The sequence below is a fragment of the Ruegeria sp. C6 genome (genome assembly GCF_056537625.1).
On the sequence record NZ_JBQFRW010000002.1, the window covers coordinates 364,939 to 381,576 of the forward strand.

16 protein-coding genes, 1 tRNA gene and 1 pseudogene are annotated in these 16,638 nt (G+C 56.2%); 15 read left to right on the forward strand and 3 right to left on the reverse strand.

Going from position 1 to position 16,638, the window contains the following annotated elements; all coding sequences use genetic code 11:
- Window positions 1-47: 47 nt before the first annotated feature.
- Entirely contained in the window at window positions 48-944 is an 897-nt protein-coding gene (locus ACR0MJ_RS09280; protein WP_480760772.1) for an EamA family transporter, read from the forward strand.
- A 251-nt stretch (window positions 945-1,195) separates the two neighbouring features.
- Window positions 1,196-1,573, forward strand: a pseudogene (locus ACR0MJ_RS09285) (tyrosine-type recombinase/integrase); the annotation flags it as partial.
- Between the two features lie 72 nt (window positions 1,574-1,645).
- Here ACR0MJ_RS09285 and ACR0MJ_RS09290 read toward each other — a convergent pair.
- A tRNA-Pro gene (locus ACR0MJ_RS09290) sits at window positions 1,646-1,722 on the reverse strand.
- Between the two features lie 126 nt (window positions 1,723-1,848).
- Window positions 1,849-2,964 (reverse strand): THUMP domain-containing class I SAM-dependent RNA methyltransferase, encoded by a 1,116-nt coding sequence (locus tag ACR0MJ_RS09295; protein ID WP_480760774.1) that lies wholly within the window; start codon window positions 2,962-2,964, stop codon window positions 1,849-1,851.
- A 299-nt stretch (window positions 2,965-3,263) separates the two neighbouring features.
- Here ACR0MJ_RS09295 and ACR0MJ_RS09300 point away from each other — a divergent pair, with 299 nt between their 5' ends.
- From ACR0MJ_RS09300 to ACR0MJ_RS09330, 7 genes are all read left to right on the forward strand, one after another.
- The gene (locus ACR0MJ_RS09300; protein ID WP_480760777.1) at window positions 3,264-4,607 is read left to right on the forward strand and encodes a Na(+)-translocating NADH-quinone reductase subunit A; all 1,344 of its coding nucleotides are present in this window, start codon (window positions 3,264-3,266) and stop codon (window positions 4,605-4,607) included.
- 5 nt (window positions 4,608-4,612) lie between these two features.
- Complete coding sequence (locus ACR0MJ_RS09305) at window positions 4,613-5,821, forward strand: NADH:ubiquinone reductase (Na(+)-transporting) subunit B (RefSeq protein WP_170736084.1); 1,209 nt, start codon at window positions 4,613-4,615, stop codon at window positions 5,819-5,821.
- On the forward strand, window positions 5,814-6,629 hold the full coding sequence (locus tag ACR0MJ_RS09310; RefSeq protein WP_170732679.1) for a Na(+)-translocating NADH-quinone reductase subunit C: 816 nt from the start codon (window positions 5,814-5,816) through the stop codon (window positions 6,627-6,629). Before ACR0MJ_RS09305 ends, ACR0MJ_RS09310 begins: the two co-directional genes overlap by 8 nt.
- On the forward strand, window positions 6,629-7,282 hold the full coding sequence (locus tag ACR0MJ_RS09315; protein ID WP_152460184.1) for an NADH:ubiquinone reductase (Na(+)-transporting) subunit D: 654 nt from the start codon (window positions 6,629-6,631) through the stop codon (window positions 7,280-7,282). Before ACR0MJ_RS09310 ends, ACR0MJ_RS09315 begins: the two co-directional genes overlap by 1 nt.
- On the forward strand, window positions 7,282-7,890 hold the full coding sequence (nqrE, locus tag ACR0MJ_RS09320; RefSeq protein ID WP_050603817.1) for an NADH:ubiquinone reductase (Na(+)-transporting) subunit E: 609 nt from the start codon (window positions 7,282-7,284) through the stop codon (window positions 7,888-7,890). The genes ACR0MJ_RS09315 and nqrE overlap by 1 nt, the downstream gene beginning before the upstream one ends.
- Window positions 7,891-7,900: 10 nt before the next feature.
- Window positions 7,901-9,124, forward strand: coding sequence for an NADH:ubiquinone reductase (Na(+)-transporting) subunit F (gene nqrF, locus ACR0MJ_RS09325; RefSeq protein WP_170393981.1), 1,224 nt, complete (start codon window positions 7,901-7,903; stop codon window positions 9,122-9,124).
- A 134-nt stretch (window positions 9,125-9,258) separates the two neighbouring features.
- On the forward strand, window positions 9,259-10,038 hold the full coding sequence (locus ACR0MJ_RS09330; RefSeq protein ID WP_480760782.1) for a metallophosphoesterase: 780 nt from the start codon (window positions 9,259-9,261) through the stop codon (window positions 10,036-10,038).
- Window positions 10,039-10,042: 4 nt separating this feature from the next.
- Here the strand turns inward: ACR0MJ_RS09330 and ACR0MJ_RS09335 are convergent, their stop codons facing one another.
- Complete coding sequence (locus tag ACR0MJ_RS09335; RefSeq protein WP_170393976.1) at window positions 10,043-10,567, reverse strand: CBS domain-containing protein; 525 nt, start codon at window positions 10,565-10,567, stop codon at window positions 10,043-10,045.
- Between the two features lie 120 nt (window positions 10,568-10,687).
- Here ACR0MJ_RS09335 and ACR0MJ_RS09340 point away from each other — a divergent pair, with 120 nt between their 5' ends.
- The 6 genes from ACR0MJ_RS09340 (at window position 10,688) to ACR0MJ_RS09365 (ending at window position 16,632) form a co-directional block, all read left to right on the forward strand.
- Complete coding sequence (locus tag ACR0MJ_RS09340; RefSeq protein ID WP_170393974.1) at window positions 10,688-10,873, forward strand: hypothetical protein; 186 nt, start codon at window positions 10,688-10,690, stop codon at window positions 10,871-10,873.
- A 67-nt stretch (window positions 10,874-10,940) separates the two neighbouring features.
- Window positions 10,941-11,966, forward strand: coding sequence for an FAD:protein FMN transferase (locus tag ACR0MJ_RS09345; RefSeq protein WP_170596553.1), 1,026 nt, complete (start codon window positions 10,941-10,943; stop codon window positions 11,964-11,966).
- Window positions 11,967-11,981: 15 nt separating this feature from the next.
- Window positions 11,982-12,212, forward strand: a complete 231-nt coding sequence (gene nqrM / locus ACR0MJ_RS09350; RefSeq protein ID WP_170393970.1) for a (Na+)-NQR maturation NqrM — start codon at window positions 11,982-11,984, stop codon at window positions 12,210-12,212.
- A 15-nt stretch (window positions 12,213-12,227) separates the two neighbouring features.
- A complete protein-coding gene (locus ACR0MJ_RS09355; RefSeq protein ID WP_480760785.1) occupies window positions 12,228-13,898 on the forward strand; it encodes a sulfatase-like hydrolase/transferase in 1,671 nt (556 codons plus the stop codon).
- Window positions 13,899-13,984: 86 nt separating this feature from the next.
- The gene (gene gpmI, locus ACR0MJ_RS09360) at window positions 13,985-15,502 is read left to right on the forward strand and encodes a 2,3-bisphosphoglycerate-independent phosphoglycerate mutase (RefSeq protein ID WP_480760787.1); all 1,518 of its coding nucleotides are present in this window, start codon (window positions 13,985-13,987) and stop codon (window positions 15,500-15,502) included.
- On the forward strand, window positions 15,499-16,632 hold the full coding sequence (locus ACR0MJ_RS09365) for a peptidase M23 (protein ID WP_170561994.1): 1,134 nt from the start codon (window positions 15,499-15,501) through the stop codon (window positions 16,630-16,632). The genes gpmI and ACR0MJ_RS09365 overlap by 4 nt, the downstream gene beginning before the upstream one ends.
- The last annotated feature ends 6 nt before the right edge of the window (window positions 16,633-16,638 follow it).

Consider the following 16,638-nt stretch of genomic DNA (forward strand, 5'->3'; position numbering starts at 1 on the left):
CTGACGTCTCACTCAAATTCTCAAACGCCTTAGCCGGGAGACATACCATGTCACGCTCAACGGATATTCTTCTCAATTCACTCGCCCCAGCGGTATGGGGAAGCACTTATCTGGTAACTACCGAAGCGCTCCCGGCTGGCTATCCGATTACCCTGGCTGCGTTACGAGCTCTGCCTGCTGGCTTGTTGTTGCTTGCAGTGACGCGCTGCGTTCCACCACGCGAATGGCTTGGTCGAGTTTTCGTCTTAGGCAGCCTCAATTTCGCTCTGTTCTGGGTGCTCCTCTTCGTTGCTGCGTATAGGTTACCCGGTGGTGTGGCCGCCACCCTAGGATCGTTGCAAGCGATGATCGTGATTTTGATGGCGTGGGGATGGCTGGGAACCCCAATCCGACTTGGTGCGCTCGGCGCCGCCGCGACTGGCGCAATGGGTGTTTCCCTGCTGCTGATCGGACCTGAAGCACAACTTGATTGGATCGGTATAGCAGCGGGTTTGGGAGGAGCCGCGTCAATGGCTGCTGGCACTGTTCTCAGCCGGAAATGGCAACCTCCGGTTTCGGCGCTGAGTTTCACAGCGTGGCAATTAACAGCCGGTGGTTTGATACTGCTGCCAGTCGCACTGTTCCTTGAGCCGCCTTTATCTGCGCTCAGCGCGACAAATGTCGCCGGGCTTATTTGGCTTGGGTTGATCGGTGCTGCAGCAACCTATGCTCTTTGGTTTCGTGGCATAGCGCGCCTGGAACCCAGTGCAGTTTCGATGCTCGGCATGATGAGTCCTGTAACAGCTGTCGTGCTCGGCTGGGTTTACTTGGGACAAACGCTTAGCCTCACTCAGTCTATAGGAGCAGCCATAGTTATCGGCTCTGTTGTGGTCGGCCAGAGCGTGAGTCGAAGGGATAACTTGGGTTTGAGAAAATGGAAACCAGCAACAGCTGGATCTGTTTGATGGGTTTGAGTCGCAAACAATGGGCCCGATCACGCAAGTGGGCGAGGAATGGCTCAGCGCCTCGCTCACCCTACATCGAGCGCCCCTGCAAACCGGCCCCCAAGGAGCGGTATCTGACGCGCCGGGAGATTTCACAGCTCTTGGCGGTCGACTGCGCACCGCACATCAAGCTAGCTATAGAGCTGATACTGTCGACTGCGGCTAGGGTTAGGGCTGTGTTATAACTCACATAGGATCGGGTCGATTTTGAACGTCGTCAGATCAATCTCCGCACTGGTGACGGACAGAGGAAGGGCAGGGCCATCGTCCCCATGACCAGGAGCCTTTATGCTGCGCTTTTGAACGCCCTGAAGGCTGCATTATCTGGCTATGTCGTGGAGTGGGCCGGCGGATCGGGAAAGTCAATCAAGAAAGGCTTCAAGGCGGCCGCAATCGTGGCAGGCCTACCTGACGTGTCGCCGCACGTCCAGCGGCACACGGAAGCTGTTCATATGGCTGAAGCAAGTATCTCGATGGAGGAGATCGCACAGTTTCTAGGCCATTCAGATTCCCGGATCACCGCGTCCGCCTACGTGCGCTACAGCCCTGAACACTTGCGTAAGGCTGCCAGTGCGTTGGAGTTCGACTAACGCTCAGATTCAACGAACCTCGGAGTCACTGTCTCAAAAACAACAAAGGCGCCCTCGGGCGCCTTGTTTTATTGGTCGGAGTGAGAGGATTCGAACCTCCGACCCCTGCCTCCCGAAGACAGTGCTCTACCAGGCTGAGCTACACTCCGACCGTGGCGCGTGATCTATACCTCGTCATATCGATGTGCAAGAGGGATTTTGGGCGTACACACATATGTCGTCGCTGGATTCGAGGGGTGGTTTTAACCCTTCGCCTGATCCGCGAATTCGCTGAGTCACTGCAACGGATCGGTTCGATACAGTCGGATTTTTGTTCCGCCGTGATCAACGATTGGGCCGGGGGGAAGCATTGGCAATCGCGTTGCGCGGGCAAGTCCGGGTGTGGTGGTGATGATGCCCACACGCCATCGCTGGAAACGACTGGATAATACCTTGCCTAAACTGCCATAGAGCGACCGCAGGCGCTTTTCATCACCGATGCGTGCCCCATAGGGCGGATTGACGATGACCAGCCCAGCTGGGCCTTCTGGCGGCTTGATATCACTGACCGAACAGTGCTGAAATCGGGTGGCATGATCCACTTGTGCCTGTCGGGCGTTCGAGCGTGAAGCCTCAATCGCGCCTGTATTGCGATCTGAGCCAAAGAATCTCAGCTCTGTTTCGGGTTGACCGATACGAGTGCGCATTTTTTGCCAGACATCTGGATCGAAGCTTGCCAAATCTTGGAATGCGAACTGACGTGAGCGGCCTGGGGGCAGACCAAGTGCAATTTCAGCCGCTTCGATAACGAATGTTCCAGAGCCACACATCGGGTCCAGAACCGGTTCAGACCCGTCAAACCCACACTCACGCAGGAACATCGCGGCCATTGTTTCCCGCATCGGGGCCTTGGCGACTGCAGGCTTATGACCGCGCTTGTGCAAGAGCTCGCCGGATGTGTCGACGGAGATCGTGCATATGTCTTTTTCGATTCGTAGCAGCACGCGGACTTTGCCATCGAGTGAGATTGAGGTGCCGAGCCCCTCGGATATGGCTTGTTCGATGCGCTGTCGCGCCGCTCCTGCATGATAGATACGAGATTTACGGCAGGTTGCTTCGACCTTCACGGGAATGTCTGGCCTGAGATAACTCGCCCACGGGAATTTTCGGGCGCGCTTGTCCAATTGCGCCAAATGCACGGCGGGGAAACTGCCCAGTCGCACCAGAACCTTGTTGGCACCGCGCAATTCCAGATTGGCGCGCCAGACTTCCGGCCAATCGCCACGGCACACGACACCACCTGGAACGATCCTGGCGCTCGAGAATCCGCGCTCGATGGCCTCGGCACACAAAGGCGTTTCGAGCCCTGGAGTGGCAATCAGAAAAATCTCGAATTTATCATTGTTGTCCATTGTGGTTGCTTACACCGGTTGATCAGCCTGTGCGACACGCAAATTAAATGGGCAAATTGTTCTGAACGACCGTAAGCTCAAAAGAATGTGACATTCCTTTTCGATTTTGGGCGGTAACAGGTTTGCGTTTGCACTCATCCCCGCGTAAAGGAGCCGTGATCGGAAATACGCCTGCGGATTCTGGTCGGATAATGGCGCTTTCGCGACCGGACAGACGGGAAATTTCGTGTTATTTCCTGGCATCATTGTAAGATGGCGCGCAGCAGGCGCAGGACAAAGGCTTGGAAGAACGTAGCAACATGCAAACTTTCAAACTAAAAAAAGGGTTGGATTTGCCGGTTGAAGGCGCGCCCGAACAGAAAATCCAGCCGGGGCCTGAATTCTCGTCGGTTGCCGTTCTGGGCAGTGATTATATCGGATTAAAGCCCAAGATGCTGGTGCACGAGGGCGACGCGGTCCAGCGAGGAACGCCGTTGTTCTGCCACAAGGATGCGCCCGACGCGATGATGGTCGCGCCGCTGACCGGCAAGGTCGTGGCAATTAATCGCGGGGCGCGGCGTGTATTGCAGAGCGTGGTGATCGAGGTTTCGGATGCCAATGACGCCGGCATAGATTTCTCGGGCACCGGCGATGCCGAGACCGCCGAAGGTGTTACGGCCAAGCTATGCGCGGCCGGGCTGTGGACTTCTTTCCGGACACGTCCTTATTCAAAGATGCCCGAACCAGGCTCCAAGCCTACAGCAATCTTCGTGACAGCCATGGACAGCGATCCACTGGCAGGTGATGCGGCATTGGTTATTGCGGATGCGGGCGAGGCATTTGCGGCTGGTCTTGCAGCTGTCTCAAATCTGACCGATGGCAAAACGTATCTGTGCCAGCAAGAGGGGGCATCCATCCCCGGTTCCGATCTGCCAGGTATCGAAGCGGCTGCGTTTTCCGGCCCACACCCCTCGGGCCTTGCTGGAACTCATATTCACTTCCTTGAGCCGCTGGGAGCGGACAAGCAGGTTTGGACCATTGGCTACCAGGACGTGATCGCGATCGGCCGCCTGATGCAGACCGGTCATCTGGATTCAAACATCGTGATTGCTCTGTCTGGACCGGGCGCGCGCCAGCCGCGCCTGATCCGCACCGTGATGGGCGCGTCGACGGATGACCTGACCCGGGATGAAGTGAACGTCGACGGGATCGCGCGGATCATCTCGGGGTCGATCTTGTCGGGGCAGCATGCCGATGGTCCGACCGCCTATCTGGGCCGTTTTGCGCGCCAGATCAGCATTATTCGCGAAGATCATGATCAGCACACACTGGGCTGGATTCTTCCTATGCCTTCGAAATATGCGGTACAGCCTGTTTTGGGATCGGCTTTTGCCAAGAAACTCTATTCATTCACGTCAAACCTGAACGGTGGTCGCCGCGCGATGGTGCCGACGGGTGTATTCGAAGAGCTTATGCCCCAGGATTATCTGCCGACGCAATTGCTGCGGGCGCTATTGGTGATGGACACCGACACCGCGCAGGCGCTGGGTGCACTGGAACTGGACGAAGAAGACCTGGGCCTTGTGGGCTTTGCCTGCCCTGCGAAATATGAATATGGGCTGGCGCTGCGCGACTGCCTCACCAAGATTGAAAAGGAGGGCTGATCCACATGGGTTTGCGCAGCTTCTTCGATCGGATCGAGCCGAACTTTACCAAGGGCGGCAAGTACGAAAAATATTTCCCCATCTACGAGATGGTGGAAAGTTTTATCTACACTCCGAAAACCGTCACGACCGTCGCGCCGCATGCGCGCTCTTACGTGGATATGAAGCGGATCATGACCTACGTCGTGATTGCTACGATCCCCGCAATCCTCTGGGGGATGTATAACACCGGCTATCAGGCAAACTCGGCCATCGCCACGCTAGGACCGGATTCGGCAACAGGATGGCGGATTGCGATCCTGCAGATGTTCGGTATCTCGCTGAACCCTGACAGCATTTTCGCCAATGTGGTGCATGGATTGATGTATTTCCTTCCGATCTACATCACCACACTGGTTGCGGGCGGTATTTTTGAGGTCATCTTCGCCACTGTGCGCGGCCATGAGGTCAACGAGGGTTTTCTAGTTACCTCTATGCTTTACACCCTGATTATGCCTGCGACTGCGCCATTGTGGCAGGTCGCGTTAGGCATCATTTTCGGTGTCGTGATCGGTAAGGAAGTATTTGGCGGTACGGGCAAGAACTTCCTTAACCCAGCGTTGGTCGGGCGTGCTTTCCTATATTTCGCCTATCCCGCGCAAATGTCGGGGGATTCAGTCTGGACCCCGGTGGACGGATTTTCCGGTGCGACTGCATTGGGCATCTCCGCTGCTGAAGGCGTTCAGGCACTGGCGGCCGACGGGATCACCTGGGCCAATGCGTTCTTCGGGCAAATTCAGGGTAGCTTTGGAGAGACATCGACGCTGGCTTGCATGATCGGCCTGGCCTTCCTGCTGACGACCAAGATTGCCAATTATCGCCTGATTGTGGGCTGTCTTGCGGGCACCATAGGCTTCACGCTTCTGCTGAATCTGATCGGATCGGACACAAATCCGATGTTCGCGATGCCTTGGTACTGGCATATCGTTCTTGGGGGCTACGCCTTTGGTCTGGCGTTCATGGTAACTGAGCCCGTTTCGGCCAGCCACACCAATATGGGCCGCTACATCTATGGCGCGCTGATTGGTATCATGGTTGTGATGATCCGCGTCATTAACCCAGCTTTCCCAGAAGGTATGATGCTGGCAATCTTGTTCGGAAACGTTTTTGCGCCGCTGATCGACTATTTCGTCGTCCAGGCAAACATCAAACGGAGGGCGCGTCGCCATGTCTGATACGCAATCCAATGAACCCAAGGGAGCGATTGCCAAGTTTCTGGCTGCTTCGCCAGATTCGGTTGGCAAGACTATCTTTGTTGCCGTTGCCGTCTGCCTTGTAGCCTCGATGGTCGTGTCTGCTGCTGCGGTCAGCCTGCGCCCGGTGCAGGAAATCAACCGTTTGAAGGATAAGCAAGTCAACGTTCTGCAAGTTGCCGGCATCTACGAACCAGGCATTGATGTGACCGAGGCATTCGCTGCCTTTGAGCCGCATGTACTGGAATTGTCTACAGGTGAATTCGTTGACGATCAGTTCGACGCGACCACCTTCGATGATATCGCTGCTGCCAGCGATCCAGAACTGAGCGTCGCTTTGAACGATGACCCGGCTGGGATCGGGCGCAAGTCCAAGTACCGCGTGATCTATCTGCTGCGTGATGATGCCGGGGCGCTCGACAAGGTAATCCTGCCGCTTCACGGTTATGGCCTGTGGTCTACGCTTTATGGTTTCATCGCGCTGGAAAACAACGGCAACGATATCTACGGCCTGCAGTTCTATCAGCACGGTGAGACACCGGGCCTTGGCGCCGAAGTGGACAATCCTCGCTGGAAGGCGCTGTGGAATGGCAAAAAGCTGCGCGATGATGCAGGCGATCTGCAAATCACCGTCGCCAAGTCGCAACCCGCAGCAGGTCCTGATTTCTATGTCGATGCGCTGGCAGGCGCCACGCTGACTTCGGTTGGTGTCGACAACCTGGTGAAATTCTGGATGGGCGACGCGGGCTACGCTCCGTTCCTGGCCAAACTGCAAGCAGGAGAGCTTTGATGTCTCAGACCAAGAAAGAGATGCTGGTCGACCCGCTTGTCGACAACAACCCGATCACGCTGCAGGTGCTGGGCATCTGTTCGGCGCTGGCGGTGACCTCGTCACTGCAGGTGTCTATGGTGATGGCGCTGGCGGTGATCTTCGTGACCTCGTTCTCGTCTTTCTTCATCTCGTGCCTGCGCAACCAAATCCCGGGTTCGATCCGGATCATCGTGCAGATGGTGATCATCGCCTCGCTGGTGATCCTGGTGGACCAGATCCTCAAGGCTTATGCGTTTGAGATTTCGAAAACCCTTTCGGTCTTTGTCGGCCTGATCATCACCAACTGTATCGTGATGGGCCGGGCCGAGGCCTTTGCCATGAAGAACCCCCCGGTCGCGTCCTTTATCGACGGCATGGGCAACGGCATGGGCTATGGTCTGATCCTGCTGCTGGTCGGCTTCATTCGTGAGCTGTTTGGCGCCGGGTCACTGTTCGGTGTCACCATTCTGGAGACCGTCAACAACGGCGGCTGGTATGTGCCCAACGGCATGCTGCTGCTGCCGCCGTCGGCTTTCTTCATCATCGGTCTGATCATCTGGGCCTTCCGCACATGGAAGCCGAACCAGGTGGAAGAGCGTGAATACAAAATCCAGCAGGTAGAGGCCCACTGATGGAAGGTCTGATTTCACTGGCCGTAAAGGCCATCTTTGTCGAAAACCTTGCGCTCAGCTTCTTTCTGGGGATGTGTACCTTCATCGCTGTTTCGAAGAAGATTTCAACTGCGCTGGGTCTGGGCATCTCGGTCATGGTGGTGCAGGCCATCACCGTGCCGGCGAATAATCTGCTGCTGAACTATCTGCTGAAACCAGGTGCGCTGGCTTGGGCAGGTTTCCCGGATGTGGACCTGACTTTCCTTGGACTGATCTCGTATATCGGCGTGATCGCAGCGATGGTTCAGATCCTAGAGATGGTGCTGGATAAGTACTTCCCCCCGCTCTACAACGCGCTTGGGATTTTCCTGCCGCTGATCACTGTAAACTGCGCCATTTTGGGTGGTTCACTGTTCATGGTGGAACGCGACTACAATTTTGCCGAAGCGGCGACTTACGGTCTGTCCTCTGGCTTTGGCTGGGCTCTGGCGATTACTGCGATGGCGGGTGTTCGGGAAAAGCTGAAGTATTCGGACATTCCCGATGGTCTGCAAGGCCTGGGCATCACTTTCATCACCGCTGGACTGATGGCGATGGCCTTCATGTCCTTCTCGGGCGTGAAACTGTAAGGAGGGCGGAATGGAAACCTTTGGCTTAGGTGTAGCCCTTTTCACCGTTATCGTTCTTGGTCTGGTTGCCATCATCATGGCGGCGCGGTCCAAGCTGGTTTCAACCGGTAACGTGAACATCACCATCAATGGTGAGAAAACAATCTCGGTCCCGGCGGGTGGCAAGCTGCTGCAGACGCTTGCGGCAGAGAAGCTATTCGTACCCTCCGCTTGTGGTGGTGGTGGCACCTGCGCGCAATGTCGCGTGCGCGTGCATTCCGGCGGTGGCTCGATCCTGCCGACCGAGGAAAGCCACATCACCAAGCGCGAGGCGTCTTGTGGTGACCGGCTATCCTGTCAGGTTGCAGTCAAGCAGGATATGGACATCGAAGTTCCCGAAGAGGTCTTCGGCGTCAAGAAATGGGAATGCACAGTTCGCTCGAACGAGAATGTGGCGACCTTTATCAAAGCCCTGACGCTGGACCTTCCGGAAGGCGAGGATGTGAATTTCCGCGCTGGTGGTTACATCCAAATCGAAGCACCTGCACACCAACTCGCCTATACGGATTTCGACGTAGAAGAAGAATATCGCGAGGATTGGGATCGCTTCAATCTATGGCAGTACAAATCCGTCGTCGCCGAACCGATCGAACGCGCCTATTCCATGGCAAACTATCCGGATGAAAAAGGCATGATCATGCTGAACGTCCGCGTGGCTTCGCCCCCTCCTGGGTCCGAAGGTATCCCTCCGGGTCAGATGTCGTCGTATATTTTCAACCTGAAACCGGGCGACAAGGTCACAATCTCAGGTCCCTTTGGCGAGTTTTTTGCTCGCGAGACAGAAAAAGAGATGGTCTTCATCGGTGGTGGTGCTGGTATGGCCCCAATGCGCAGCCATATCTTTGACCAGCTCAAACGCCTTGAAAACCGCAACCGCAAGATCAGCTTCTGGTACGGCGCGCGGTCGAAGAAAGAGATGTTCTTTGTCGAAGACTTCGACACGCTGGCCAAGGAATTCGACAATTTCGAATGGCACGTTGCGTTGTCGGACGCCCAGCCCGAGGATGACTGGAAAGGCTACACTGGCTTTATCCACAACGTTTTGTTCGAGGAATATCTGAAGAACCACCCCGCACCCGAGGATTGCGAATACTACATGTGTGGTCCGCCAATCATGAACCAGTCGGTCATCAACATGCTGCTGGATCTGGGCGTGGACCGCGAAGACATCATGCTCGATGATTTCGGCGGATAAACAGCATCGGTCGGTTCCAACCCTTGGGACCGACCATTTTCATTTTTAGGTCTGATGTTGGGCAGGCTGCCAATATCAACGTCTGCATTTGGCGAATGCTGCTCCATATTTTTCCGCATTAGGCAGCAGGTCTTATGTTAACCGGATGGATCAAAAGGCTTATCGCATCTCAAACACCGTCTGATCAGCCGGTGAATCTGTATTCATTGGCGCCTACAGAAAAATTCTACGCAATCGGAGACATACATGGGAGGTTGGATCTTTTACAACGGCTCCTGCCTGCGCTGGATAACGACTGTCCGGTGGTGTTTGTAGGCGACTATGTTGACCGGGGCGGATACAGCGCGCAGGTGTTGCGTCAGCTACATCACCTCGACACGAACCCCGAAACGCGGGCGATCTGCCTGAAAGGCAATCACGAAGATATGCTGCTTGGGTTTTTGTCTGATCCAACCCGGATGGAGCGTGTCTGGCTGTATAATGGCGGTGCTCAGACTTTGGCTTCGTTTGGGCTTGCGGATATTGACCAGTCCAACCCGCAAGCCGTTGCCGAACAACTGCAGCAAGCGATGGGACAACCGCTTCTGGACTGGTTACAAGATCGGCCGCTGACCTGGACGAGCGGGAATGTAACGGTTGTTCATGCCGCGCTTGATCCTTCGCAGCCGGTCGATCGGCAACAGGACAGAACTTGCCTTTGGGGGCATCCTCAGTTCCGCAAGAAACGCAGGAAAGACCAGCAATGGGTGGTGCATGGCCATACCATCGTCGACGAAGCTCGGGTCGAGCATGATGTCATTTCGATCGATACAGGTGCGTTCATCACCGATCAGTTGACGGCTGCGGAAATCTCGCCTGGTTCTGTCCGATTTATCTCGACAACGCACACCGGAATCGCGCGCGTATCAGCGTAAGTCGCTAGCCAACGATCATTTGCTTCATTCTAAGTGCTTCGTATTCCAGTTCTTTCAAGCGGAAATGAACCACATCGCCAATGGTGATCACCCCGCGCAGATTTCCATCACTCAGCACGGGCATATGCCGGAACCGGCCTTCGGTCATGGTTTTCAGCACATCGTTCAGATAATCTTCGGGGCTGCAGGTTTTAACCTCAGTCGTCATAAGATCAGCCACGGATTGGGGTAGGGTCTGGCCGGGCGTTTCCGCCATACGGCGCACGATATCACGTTCGGAAAGGATACCCTGCAGGGCACCATTCTGATCCGTCACAACAACGGCCCCGATGCGTTTTTCGCGCAAGATATCCACGACCGAGTGAATCGTGTCGTTGGGCCGCACCGAAAAAACGGCATCCCCTTTGCCTTCCATCAGTTTCGCAACCGTTGTCTGGGTATGCGACAGATTGGTCTCAACTGATTGACTGCGGGTTGTCGCCGCGGCCTTGTCGCCGCGTGTCGGAGGCTGGTAAGAGCTTGGGGCCATGGGCGGTCTCCTCTTTCACCGGTATTGTCCTTACAACCTACCTTACCGCAGGGACCGGCCCTGTATAGGGTGCAATTTCGAAAACCGGCGTAACTTGGCCACTTCAAAAGGAAATTGCTTGTGAGCAACCTGTATCTGACGCCACCAGTTGCCGCGCTGATATTCTTTATCGTGGTGGTCTGCGGCCATAATTTTCGCATGGCTTGGAAACAGCAACCGGAAGGTTGGCAAAAGCGCGCTTGGCTGTTTGGCGTCCCGGCAGCAATCGGGCTTTTTACATTGGCGTTTTTGCCGCTCAAGATTTGAGGCCGGTTTGACTCTGAACAGGCTCACTGGCATATGCCGGGCAAGAACACTCCCGGGAGATTGCACCATGCGCCCACTGATCGCACTGGCCTTACTTTTGACTGTTTCGGCCTGCTTGTTTGGCAAAGAGCCTGACGTGGTACGCCTGTCCGGCGAGACGATGGGCACCACGTTCAACATCACCGCAATCGGCGATGATTTGGACGAAGCAGCGCTGGGGCAAGCGGTTCAGGAGACCCTGGCGCAGGTCAATGCCAAGATGTCCAACTGGGACCCGAATTCCGAGGTCTCGACCTTCTCGGCCTCAGGCAGCACGGACCCCATGCAAGTGTCAGACGAATTTGCCTTCGTCATCGAGGCCGCAAATGAGGTTCACGAGAAATCCGGTGGTACGTTTGATGTTACCCTTGGTCCGCTGATCGAATTGTGGGGGTTTGGACCGCGAAAACCTGAAGACCCAATTCCGGCAGATGACGAGATCGCGACAGCGCTTGGGCAAGTGGGACAAGCGCGGTTGTTAGACTTGGATCGCGGAGCGGGCACTTTGGCCAAGTCAGAGGCAGGAGTCGGGATCAACCTGTCTGCGATCGCCAAAGGTTATGGCATCGATGCGGTTGCCGCACAGCTGCGCGAGGCCGGGATCGAGAACTATATGGTCGAGATCGGTGGTGATCTGGTGACCATGGGCGAGAATGACAAAGGCGAAAGCTGGCGGATCGGGATCGAAAAACCCGAGACTGGCGCGCAATCAATCCAGTTGATCGTGCCGCTCGACAATCTGGGAATGGCGACCTCGGGTGATTACAAGAACTTCTTCGAACAGGACGGGGTGCGCTATTCGCATATCATTGACCCGACGACGGGCCGCCCGATTACTCATCGCACCACTTCGGTTACTGTTATAGCAGACAACGCCATGATGGCGGATGCGTGGGCAACGGCGATGCTGGCATTGGGTCTGGAAAAGGGTCTGGAACTGGCCGAAGAGCATAAACTTGCCGTGTTCTTCATCTCGCGGGATGTGACAAGCGGAGAAGAAGCCTATATCACCGTACAAAGCAGCGCCTTCAAGGATGCGCTGGGGACCAACTGACCGGTAGGAACCGCTATGAGCACCTTTATTCTAGCCTTTTTCCTGTTGCTGATCGTCATGGTTGGCATGGCGCTGGGTGTGATGTTGATGGGCAAAACCATCAAAGGCAGCTGCGGTGGCCTGAACGCGATCTCGGGTGCCGATAAATGTGTGGTCTGTCAAAAGGATATCGATCCCGACAGCCCTCTGCGCGACCAGTTGCAGTGCAAGCGTGCGAAAAAGATGCTGCAACAGATGGAAGGCTAGGATAACCCTCTTGGCATGAACAAAGCCAAGAACGTCCTCTTCATCATGTTCGACCAATTGCGCTGGGATTACCTCAGCTGCTACGGACATCCACATCTGCATACGCCAAATATTGACCGTCTCGCCTCGATGGGTATGCGGTTCACACGGGCCTACATCCAGTCACCGATCTGCGGCAGTTCCCGTATGTCGACCTATACCGGCCGCTATGTGCATTCGCACGGCGCGTCATGGAATGGAATACCGCTGAAAGTTGGTGAGGTCACCATGGGCGATCACTTGCGCAAGGCAGGGATGGATTGCTGGTTGGTTGGCAAGACTCATATGCGCGCAGACGCCGAGGGCATGGCTCGTTTGGGGCTTGAGCCCGACAGCCTGATCGGGGCACGCGTCGCTGAATGCGGGTTTGATGTCTTTGAGCGCGATGATGGGATGCGCCCCGAAGGGCCGGATGGGTTTTATGACCCGGATGGCGCCAAAAGGTATAACGAGTATCTGAAAGACAAAGGCTATGAGAGTGACAACCCCTGGCACGACTTCGCCAATTCGGGGCTGGATGAAGAGGGCAATGTACTTTCAGGTTGGTTCCTGAAGAATTCGTCAGAGGCCGCGAATATCGCCGAGGAAGACAGCGAAACGCCTTATCTCACCTCTCGCGGCATGGAGTTCATGGAAAACCATGAGGGGCCGTGGTGCTGCCACCTCAGCTACATCAAACCGCATTGGCCCTATATTGTGCCAGAACCCTACGCCTCGATGTATGGTCCCAAACACATTCTGCCTGTCATTCGGTCCGAAGCTGAACGGCAGAACGCTCATCCGGTGCTGAAAGCGTTCATGGAAACGAAAATCGGCCAGACCTTCTCGCGTCAGGATGTACGCGAGGCCGTGATTCCAGCCTATATGGGCCTGATCAAGCAGGCTGACGACCAAATGGGGCGGCTGTTTGACTGGATGGAACAGACCGGACGAATGCAGGACACGATGATCGTGCTGACCTCGGACCACGGGGATTTTCTGGGCGATCACTGGATGGGAGAGAAGACCTTCTTCCATGACGCCTCGACCAAAATGCCGCTGATCATCTATGATCCATCGCCCGAGGCTGATGCCACGCGCGGCACCACATGCGATGCATTGGTCGAATCCATCGATCTAGCGCCCACGTTTCTGGAGGTTGCAGGCGGTGAACCCGCAGGGCACATTTTGGAGGGGCATTCGTTGCTGCCCATCCTGCACGGTCAGGCCGAAAGCACTCCGCGCGATGTGGTGATTTGTGAGTACGACTACTCCGCATCCCCCATAGCGCAGACACTGAACGCCTCGGTTCGGGATGCGGTCATGTTCATGGTTGCAAACGAGAAATGGAAGCTGATCCATTGTGAAGGGGGCTATCGCCCGCTTTTGTTTGATCTAGAGAATGATCCGAATGAGCTGACGGACCTGGGCGAAAGCGATGAGCATGCAGACATCATCGCCGAGATGTATGATCACCTGTTCACCTGGACGCGGCGCCAGTCGCAGCGCACGACCCGGTCGGAAGAACAACTGCTAAACATGCGTGGATCAAGCCGAGGAACAGGCGTGGTGATCGGTATTTACGACGAAAACGAGATGCCGCTTGAGCTGACCGTTAAATACCGCAACCGCAAAGCGCGACCCTTTGGGGACTACAAGACAGATTAATTCTTCATTCGCGGCCCCAATGACGGTTCAACCTTGAGCGGGCAGGGGGTAGAAGACAGCAACGCCGCCTCAATCGGAGAGCTTTCATGACCGCCCCAAAGCCCGTTGTCCTTTGTATCCTTGATGGTTGGGGCCTATCCGACGACACCAAGGCCAATGCGCCTTATCTGGCAAATACGCCAACCTTTGATGCTCTCGTGGCTGAAGGTCCTCATGCGCAACTGATAACGCACGGGCCGGATGTGGGTCTACCTAGTGGTCAGATGGGTAATTCCGAGGTTGGTCACACCAATATCGGGGCTGGGCGCGTGGTTGCGATGGATCTGGGGCAGATTGACCTAGCCATAGAAGACGGTTCTTTCTTTCACAATGAGGCGCTGCAGAGCTTCATCGCTAAGGTGAAAGCTGCAGGCGGGACAGCGCATCTGATGGGGCTGGTATCGGATGGGGGCGTGCACGGGCACCTGGATCACATCGTAGCTGCCGCCAAAGCGGCTACCGATGCGGGTGTGCCTGTGGCGCTACATGCGATCACCGACGGGCGCGATGTGGCCCCGAAATCGGCCTTTACCTACATCGCCGAACTCGAAGACCGGTTGCCCGATGGCGCAAAGGTCGTCACCGTCTGTGGGCGCTACTTTGCCATGGACCGCGATAATCGCTGGGAACGCGTTTCCGAGGCCTATGACGCAATAGTCAAAGGTCAGGGGCGCACCGTGGCCTCGGCCCAGGAGGCCGTCGACCATGCCTACGCCCAATCCGAAACCGACGAGTTTATCGCGCCCACGGTTCTTGCTGATTATTCCGGTATTAAGGACGGTGACGGGTTCTTTTGCCTGAACTTCCGCGCCGACCGTGCCCGAGAAATCCTGCGGGCAATTGGGGAGCCCGGTTTTGCCGAGTTCGACTCCGGTCCGCGCCCGCAGTTGTCGGCGTTACTGGGCATGGTTGAGTATTCCGATGGCCATAACGATTATATGACGACCGTATTTCCCAAGCGGGATATCGTGAACACGCTGGGCGAATGGGTTGCTAAGCAAGGCCTGCGCCAGTTCCGGCTGGCCGAGACCGAGAAGTACCCTCATGTCACTTTCTTCCTGAACGGTGGCAAAGAGCAGCCTGAGGGTGGCGAGGATCGCTTCATGCCCAAATCGCCCAAAGTGGCGACATATGATTTGCAGCCCGAGATGTCCTCGGCCGAAGTGACAGAAAAGTTCGTCGAGGCGATCCACGGCGGATATGATCTGATCGTCACCAACTACGCCAATCCCGATATGGTTGGCCATACCGGTGATCTGAAAGCTGCGATCAAGGCCTGTGAGGCTGTTGATCAAGGTCTGGGGCAGGTGGTTGCAGCGCTGAAGCAGGTCGGGGGTGCGATGATCGTGACCGCAGATCATGGTAACTGCGAAATGATGGTCGATCCGGAGACGGGCGGTCCACATACGGCCCATACGCTGAACCCCGTGCCTGTTGTTCTGGTCGGCGGCCCCGAAGGTTCAAGCCTGCGCGATGGGCGCTTGGCCGATCTTGCTCCAACTTTGTTGCAGCTTATGGAATTGCCGAAACCCGTTGAAATGACAGGGGAAAGCTTGCTGACATGAGATTGCGCCCGATCGTTGCTGCAGCGCTGATTTGGGCCACCCCTGTCGTCGCCCAAACCAGCCCGTCAAAGGCGGCACTAGAAGCGGCCGAGATGCTGGAGCAAGCCTCGATCGCGTTGACTGAGGCCGAATCTGCCCGCGACCGGGTCAAAGCTCTGACCGAAACCATAAAAGCCTACGAGGCTGGTCTGAGCGCCATGCGCGACGGCCTGCGCCGCGCGGCCTTGCGCGAGGCGCAATTGACTGCAGAATTGCAGGTACAAGAGCAGGAGGTGGCGCAGCTGTTAGGTGTTCTGCAGACGATCGAAACCACCGCGCCTCCAGTACTTATGCTGCACCCGTCCGGCCCACTTGGGGCCGCGCGCACTGGTATGATGTTGTCCGAAGTCACGCCTGGGTTGAACGCGCAGGCTCAGGCGCTTGCAAACGAATTGCAAGAGGTACAGACACTGCGACAGCTTCAACAAAACGCTGCCAATACGCTGACCGAAGGGTTGGAGGGTGTTCAGGATGCCCGCACGCAGCTTAGTGAGGCGATAGCGGACCGGACCGATCTGCCGCGCCGTTTCGTAGAAGATCCTGTGCGTACAGCGATCCTGATATCCTCGACCGAAACGCTGGATGGGTTTGCCAGTGGGTTATCCGAGATCACCGATGGTGAGATTGAAGATACAAATGCAGATGTCTCGGGCCGGAAAGGTCAAATCGCCTTGCCCGCACAAGGGGTCATGCTGCACCGGGCGGGCGAAACGGACGCAGCGGGGGTAACGCGCCCCGGGCTGGTGCTGGGCACGCGACCCCGCGCATTGGTCACCGCGCCAACGGCTGCCACGATCCGTTACCGCGGGCCCTTGCTGGATCTCGGGAATCTTGTGATCCTTGAACCCCAGCCCGGATTGCTATTCGTGTTCTCAGGTCTGCAAGAGGTATATGGTCTGACCGGGGAAGTGATACCCGAGGGTACTCCGGTAGGTTTGATGCCGGGTGAAACTCCGGAAATCGGCGCTATTATGTCAACAAGCGGTGATGGCACTGGAACTGACTGGTCAGAAACGCTCTATATAGAAGTAAGACAGGATAACAGCCCAGTGGACCCGGAATCATGGTTCCGGACGGACAAGGATGGATAAACGAGT